The following is a 5,852-nucleotide window of genomic DNA, read 5'->3' as shown; positions in this document are numbered from 1 at the left end:
AGACGACGAAAAAAAGAACACCCCTCCCCCTCCTCCCCTCCCCCCCCCCCTCCCCCCCCCCCCCCCCTCCCCCCCCCCCCCCCCCCCCAACCCCCCCCTCCCCCCCCCCCCCCCCCCCCCCCCCCCCCCCCCCCCCCCGCGTCGGTGTTCAGGGCGTCGGGACGAGCAGTCCACGCTCGTAGGCACGGACCAGGCGGCGCGGCACCAGGTGCTCGCGCCCGTCGATGGTGATCGGGACCAGCTCGGGCGCGCTGGCCTTCCACTGGGCTCGACGGTGGCGGGTGTTGCTGCGGGACGTCTTCCGCTTGGGTACGGCCATGCCGGGGTTCCTCCTCCGGGACGGTGGTGGTGGCTACGTCAGGTGATCGTGGTCGTGGTCGTCTTGGAGGCCGTACTCGTCCCACGCCGGGAACGGATCGTCGAAGCCGGTCCAGGCCGCCGAGCCGGCCGCGTACTCGGCGTCGTCCAGCAGGCAGTGGGTGAGCGCGGTGCGCAGCGCGTCCTGGCGCAGCGTGGTGCCGATGAAGACCAGCTCCTGGCCGCTCTGCGGGTGCTCGGCCCTCTCGGCCCGGTCGTGCGGGGCGGCGGGGTCCGCGCGGCCGGTCGCGGTGGAGCGCATGCCGGAGGGCTCGAACCGGGCGACGGAACCGGCTTGCGACCACAGGCCGGTGACGTTCGGGCGGGTGGCCAGCCAGAAGAAGCCCTTGGAGCGCAGCACCGTGCCGAACTCGCCGGTGTCGAGCCGCTCGCTCACCAACTCCCAGAGCCGGCCGGGGTGGAAGGGGCGCGCGGCACGGAAGACCAGGCTGCTGATCCCGTACTCCTCGGTCTCCGGAACGTGGTCGCCGTTGAGTTCGGCCACCCAGCCGGGCGCCTCCTGGGCCTTCGCCAGGTCGAACAGGCCGGTACCGAGGAGTTCGGCGGGCGGGACCCGGCCGGCCGTGGCCCGCACGATCCGGGCGGCGGGGTTGAGTCGGGCGAGCGCCGCGGCGAGCCGGTCCGCCTGCCCCGGAGTGACCAGGTCGGTCTTGTTGAGGACGATGACGTCGGCGAACTCCACCTGGTCCATCAGCAGGTCGCTGACGGTACGCTCGTCGTCCTCGTACTGGTCGAGCCCGCGCGCGGTCAGTTCGTCGCCACCACGCAGCTCGGGCAGGAAGTTGGCGGCGTCGACCACGGTGACCATGGTGTCGAGGCGGGCGATGTCGCCCAGGGTCGCGCCGTCGTCGCGGGCGAAGGCGAAGGTGGCGGCGACCGGCATCGGTTCGGAGATGCCACTGGACTCGATCAGCAGGTAGTCGAAGCGGCCGGCCCGGGCGAGCCGGTCGACCTCCTCCAGCAGGTCGTCGCGCAGGGTGCAGCAGATGCAGCCGTTGGTCATCTCGACCAACCGCTCCTCGGTCCGGGAGAGGGCTCCCCCACCGTCGCGGACCAGGGCGGCGTCGATGTTGACCTCGCTCATGTCGTTGACGATGACGGCGACCCGCAGGCCCTCGCGGTTGTGCAGGAGGTGGTTGAGCAGGGTGGTCTTGCCCGCACCGAGGAAGCCGGAGAGGACGGTGACGGGCAATCGGGCGGGGGTCGCCGGTGGTGCGGCGGACAGCAGCTCGGTCACCGGCCGGCCGCCGGGGAGGCGTACGGCAGCAGGGCCATCTCGCGGGCGTTCTTGATCGCCCGGGCCATCTGGCGCTGCTGCTGCGCGGTGAGCCGGGTGACCCGGCGACTGCGGATCTTGCCGCGGTCGGAGATGAACTTCCGCAGCAGGGTGGTGTCCTTGTAGTCGATGTAGGTGATGCGAGCCTCGTGCAGCGGGTTGGGGCGGGGCTTGCGGTCCCTACGGGCAGCGGCGATCTTTGCCACGAATGCTTCTCTCCTTGACGTCTCTGGCAGGGCGGGCGGGTCAGGAGCCGACCGGGTCGAGCAGGTCCTCGAAGGCGTCCGGCAGGGCTTTCCAGCCCGGCTCGCCGGCCGCGAGTTCGGCATCGGTGAGCAGGCAGGAGTCGAGCAGCTCGGTGATCCCGTCGACGTCCAACCCCTGGGCGGTGAAGCTCAGTTGCTGCACCCGGTCGCCGTGCGCGCGGTCCCAGTCGAGGGCGGCGGCGGCCCGCCGGGCGGGCGGGTAGAGCTCCCAGGCGGCGTCCGGCAGCGCGGCGAGCCAGGGGCCGCACTCCTCCACCGCGAGGTTGGCCCCCGCCGCGTCCCAGGCCAGCATCAGGTCCGGGCGGTTGGCCAGCCAGAACCGCCCCCGGCTGCGCTGGGCGGCCGGGACCAGCTGCTCCAGCGCTTCGTACAGCCGCTCGGGGTGCAGCGGGCGGCGGCGCTCCCAGACCAGGGTGGCCACGCCCGCCTCGTCGGCCTGCTGCGGCAGCAGGGCGAGCGCCGGGTTGACCCGGTCCCGGGCGGCGGCCACGTCGAACCCGGCGAGCGCGGCGGCGCCCAGCGCGCCGCTCCCGAGCTTCACCGCCCGCACGGTGGGGTGGAGTTGGCGCAGCATGGCGAGGCCGGCGTGCAACTCGGCACTCGCGACCGCGCCCTGGGGGACGGCGACGGCCAACACCCCGGCGTACTCGACCTGGTGGGCCAGCGCCTCGGCGATGGTGCGCTCGTCCTCGGGGGCGGTGTGCAGCATACGGTCGGAGAGCGTGTCGGAGACCGAGAGTTCGGGGACGATCCGCAGCGGGTCCACGGCGGTGACCACGCCGGCCACCTCCAGCACCTCGTGCATGCACCGGTCGCCGGACTCGCCACCGGCTATCACCTCGACCAGCGGGTGCGGGTCGCTGCCGCCCCACAGCTCCACCACAGCGAGGCGGTGCCGGCCCGCCTCGGCGATCCGCAGCAGCTCGGGCAGCAGGTCCTCGCGCAGCGCGCAGCACGGGCAGTCGTTGGTGAGCGGCACGTCGGCGGCGTCCAGCGGGCCGGACGAGTCCCAGATGCCGCGGCGCACCCGGCCGTCACCGGCCCGGGTGAGGTCGTGGTGCAGGACCACCGCGTCCGGGTGGGCTTCGAGCAGTTCCAGGACGGCCTGGCGGCGGGCGGCCTCGTGCAGGCCGCCGACCACCACCACGGGCAGCAGGCTGGATCGGGACACCGTCTTCCTTTCCGAGTACGGGATGCGGGGCGTGGACCCAGGCGTGGGCGTTACCAGCTGGCCTTGCGGACGCCCGGGAGGAATCCGGCGTGGGCCTGCTGTCGCAGGCCGATCCGGGAGAGGCCGAAGGCGCGCAGGTAGCCGCGCGGCCGGCCGTCGACCGCGTCGCGGTTGCGCACCCGGGTGGCGCTGGCGTCACGCGGCTGGCGCTGCAACTCGGCCAGCGCGGCGGCGCGTTCCTCGGGCGAGCTGGCCGGGTTCGCGATCAGCCGCTTGAGTTCGGCCCGCCGCTCCGCATAGCGGGCGACGATCTCGCGGCGCTGCTCGTTCTTGGCGATCTTGCTGCGCTTGGCCATCAGACCCTCTCCCCACGGGCGCGCACCCGGGCGACGGCCCGCTCGATGCCGAGCTTGTCGACCGTCTTGATGCCCTTGGCACTGAGCGTCAGCCGCACGAACCGGCCCTCGCCCGGCAGCCAGTAACGCTTCGTCTGGATGTTCGGATCGAAGCGGCGCCGGGTGCGGCGGTGCGAGTGCGAGATGGTGTTGCCGAACCCGGGCTTGCGGCCGGTGAGTTGGCAGTGGGCGGACATGGCGTCTCCGTGTCGACTGGGGGCAAGGCTGCGGATGCCGGGCAGGGAATGCCACGACCGCCGCCGACGTTGAACCGACACTACACCACATGAAAACGAAAACCATTACGCTAGTGTGTTATGGCAGCCGCCACGACCCACCCGAAGGGACCCCCCGTGGCCCGCAACGAACTGCGCCCGATCATCAAGCTCCGGTCCACCGAAGGGACCGGCTACACCTACGTCACCCGCAAGAACCGCCGCAACGACCCCGACCGCCTCGTCCTGCGCAAGTACGACCCGGTCGCCCGCAAGCACGTGCTCTTCCGCGAAGAACGCTGACCCCGCCCACCTCCACCTCTGGGAGACCGCCATGAAGCCCGGCATCCACCCCGAGTACCGCCCCGTCGTCTTCCGCGACAACGCCGGCGGCCTCGCCTTCCTCACCCGATCCACCGCCACCAGCACCCGCACCGTCGAATGGGAGGACGGCAACACCTACCCCGTCGTCGACGTCGAGATCTCCTCCGCCAGCCACCCCTTCTACACCGGCACCGCCCGCGTCCTGGACACCGCCGGCCGCGTCGAACGCTTCCAACGCCGCTACGGCCTCACCGGCTCCAAGCCCAACAAGGCCGACAAGCCCGGCAAAGCCGACTGACGCCACCCCCAGAAGGAGCGAGATGACCCCGCAGGGCGAGCCCGCGCCGCTGCCCGTCACCGTGCTCGGCGGCCTCGCCGCCGGAGTCCGCGACTGCGCCGCCGACCTGGCACGCATTGAGAGCCCGGGGCTGGCAGTGTTCGCCCTGCGGGCCCATCCCGCCATCCGCCGGCTCTCCTGGCGGCTGCACGACCGCTCCGGGCCCGTGGACGGCGGATCCATACCAGCGGACCACGGATCGGCCCCGCCGTCCCGCCCGTCCTCGCCCCACCTCCTACCCCCGGCCCTGCTGCCCGTCCTACTGGACCTGGCAAGCTCCGGCCGCCACCGGCACCTGCTGCTCACCCTGCCACCGGGGATGGAAGCGGACCTGGTCGCCCTGGGCCTGCTGCACGGCCACGCGCGCGGGCAGGCACTCGCCGACCACCTACGGATCGAGACGGTCGCCGTCGCCGTCGACCTCTCCCGCGTCGAGGACGACCTCAACAGCGGCGACCGGCTCGCGCGGCACGGGCTCGCCCTCGGCCCCCATGACCGGCGCGCCCTGGCCGAGACCGCCGCCCGGCACCTTGGGAGCGCCGACCTGGTGGTGACCGCGAGCACGAACGACCCCGAGCCTGCCGCCTCCGCACGCGCCATGGCGCTGATCCGCCACCTCGCCCCTACTGCCGCCACGACCCACATCTGCCACGACCTCCTGACCGGGACACTTCGCATGTCCGGCCCCACGCCCCTGACCGGCGCGAACCTCTTCGACGCCGACCGGGCCCGGGAGCGGCACGGGCCGCTACCCCCGCCCACTCGGCCGCGCGCGCCCGAGTACGGGGTCCGCTCCACCCACTGGACCTCCCGCCGGCCACTGCACGCCCGGCGCCTCCACGACGCGCTGGAACAGATCTGTGCGGGCACCATCCGCGGCCACGGCCACCTGTGGCTGGCCAACCGCCCCGGCACCATCCACCGCTGGGAGTCCGCCGGCGAGCACCTGGCCATCCAGACCACCGGCAGCTGGCTCCCGGACCACGACGACGCGGCCTGGCAGGCCGCCTCGGCACAACGTCGCACCTTCGCAGCACTGCTCTGGGACCCCTACTACGGCGAGCGCCGCTGCGAGTTGACCTTCACCGGCATCGACCTCGACACCCCCGCACTGCACCGGCTCCTGAACGACTGCCTGCTCACCGACAGCGAACTCTCCCTCGGGGCCGAGCACTGGAGACTCTCCGACGATCCCTTCGCCGACGCCCTCGGCCCCGCGGATCTCCCAACGTCATGACGCCTGCCGACCGGACATCACACCGGTCGGGTTCACGGCAACCGAGCGGATCAGCGCGTCAGACCCTCTCCGGCAAAGCGGCTTCACAGGACACGGTCCAACCGCACGACATCCTGCCGGCGTCGACGGCTCCGGTGCACGGCCAGACCCAGCGGCGCCTAGTACTACAGGGCTAGATCTGCATCATCTGGAGGCGCATGCGCCGACGGAAGTGATGTCGCCTGGCCTCAATTTGGTGGCGGCGGCGGAGCGT

The 5,852-nt window shown here is 72.7% G+C and carries 9 protein-coding genes; 3 read left to right on the top strand and 6 right to left on the bottom strand.

The annotated features are described in order from the left end of the window. Positions 1-148: 148 nt before the first annotated feature. From rpmF to rpmB, 6 genes are read right to left on the bottom strand one after another with little or no spacing between them, the layout of a single operon-like run. Positions 149-319, bottom strand: coding sequence for a 50S ribosomal protein L32 (rpmF, locus tag ACZ38L_RS24730; RefSeq protein WP_465697181.1), 171 nt, complete (start codon positions 317-319; stop codon positions 149-151). Between the two features lie 33 nt (positions 320-352). Further along, entirely contained in the window at positions 353-1,615 is a 1,263-nt protein-coding gene (locus ACZ38L_RS24725; RefSeq protein WP_465697179.1) for a GTP-binding protein, read from the bottom strand. Continuing rightward, complete coding sequence (gene rpsR, locus ACZ38L_RS24720) at positions 1,612-1,860, bottom strand: 30S ribosomal protein S18 (RefSeq protein ID WP_465697177.1); 249 nt, start codon at positions 1,858-1,860, stop codon at positions 1,612-1,614. Before rpsR ends, ACZ38L_RS24725 begins: the two co-directional genes overlap by 4 nt. 40 nt (positions 1,861-1,900) lie before the next feature. Then, a complete protein-coding gene (locus ACZ38L_RS24715) occupies positions 1,901-3,091 on the bottom strand; it encodes a CobW family GTP-binding protein (protein ID WP_465697175.1) in 1,191 nt (396 codons plus the stop codon). A gap of 50 nt (positions 3,092-3,141) precedes the next feature. Next, positions 3,142-3,447, bottom strand: a complete 306-nt coding sequence (gene rpsN / locus ACZ38L_RS24710; protein ID WP_465697173.1) for a 30S ribosomal protein S14 — start codon at positions 3,445-3,447, stop codon at positions 3,142-3,144. Beyond that, complete coding sequence (rpmB, locus tag ACZ38L_RS24705; protein WP_465697171.1) at positions 3,447-3,683, bottom strand: 50S ribosomal protein L28; 237 nt, start codon at positions 3,681-3,683, stop codon at positions 3,447-3,449. The genes rpsN and rpmB overlap by 1 nt, the downstream gene beginning before the upstream one ends. A 156-nt stretch (positions 3,684-3,839) precedes the next feature. On the opposite strand from rpmB, the gene rpmG reads away from it, so the two are divergent. From rpmG to ACZ38L_RS24690, 3 genes are read left to right on the top strand one after another with little or no spacing between them, the layout of a single operon-like run. Further along, complete coding sequence (rpmG, locus tag ACZ38L_RS24700; RefSeq protein WP_184944103.1) at positions 3,840-4,004, top strand: 50S ribosomal protein L33; 165 nt, start codon at positions 3,840-3,842, stop codon at positions 4,002-4,004. A gap of 31 nt (positions 4,005-4,035) precedes the next feature. Next, positions 4,036-4,323, top strand: a complete 288-nt coding sequence (locus ACZ38L_RS24695) for a type B 50S ribosomal protein L31 (RefSeq protein ID WP_465697169.1) — start codon at positions 4,036-4,038, stop codon at positions 4,321-4,323. Between the two features lie 22 nt (positions 4,324-4,345). Next, positions 4,346-5,599: a GTP-binding protein gene (locus ACZ38L_RS24690; protein ID WP_465697166.1), complete on the top strand. Its 1,254-nt coding sequence runs from the start codon at positions 4,346-4,348 to the stop codon at positions 5,597-5,599. The last annotated feature ends 253 nt before the right edge of the window (positions 5,600-5,852 follow it).

The organism is Kitasatospora sp. NPDC024654 (assembly GCF_055559155.1).
The sequence above is the reverse complement of the archived record's forward strand: the minus strand, read 5'-3'. Positions and strand labels throughout refer to the sequence as shown.